The organism is Streptomyces cahuitamycinicus, from assembly GCF_002891435.1.
Classification (GTDB): Bacteria; Actinomycetota; Actinomycetes; order Streptomycetales; family Streptomycetaceae; genus Streptomyces; species Streptomyces cahuitamycinicus.
The window spans coordinates 1-400 of the sequence record NZ_POUC01001005.1 but is presented as its reverse complement, the minus strand read 5'-3'; the positions used below and the strand labels follow the sequence as shown (position 1 = coordinate 400).

General features: G+C 73.2%; 1 pseudogene. It reads left to right on the top strand.

Annotation, left to right across the window (positions count from 1 at the left end):
• Positions 1–26: 26 nt before the first annotated feature.
• Positions 27–400 (top strand): annotated as a pseudogene (locus C1J00_RS44320) (SCO7613 C-terminal domain-containing membrane protein); the annotation flags it as partial.

The window sequence follows — 400 nt, the reverse complement described above, 5'->3', positions numbered from 1 at the left end:
GGCCGGTCGCGCACGAGTTGTGGCAGGTGGACGTATCCCTTGCCCGGCTCGACGGGGAACGCGCCCGCCTGCTGGCCCGCCGTGCCGAGCTGCTCGCCGCACTCCGCCGGTCGCCCGCACCGCCGAAACCGCCCCGGCGGGAGCTTTCCGCACAAGCCACGCAGAACCTGCTGCTCGTGCTGGGCGGCCTGCTGCTCATCGTGGCGGCCTTCGTCTTCACGGTGGTGAGCTGGGGATATCTCAGCATCGGCGGACGGGCCGCGGTACTCGCCGGGCTGACCGCGCTGGTACTGGCCGCGCCGGTCGTACTGCTGCGGCGCGGGCTGACCGCGACCGCCGAGACGATGGCGGCGTTCGGCGTCGCGCTGATGGTCCTGGACGGCTACGCGGCCAGGCAGGT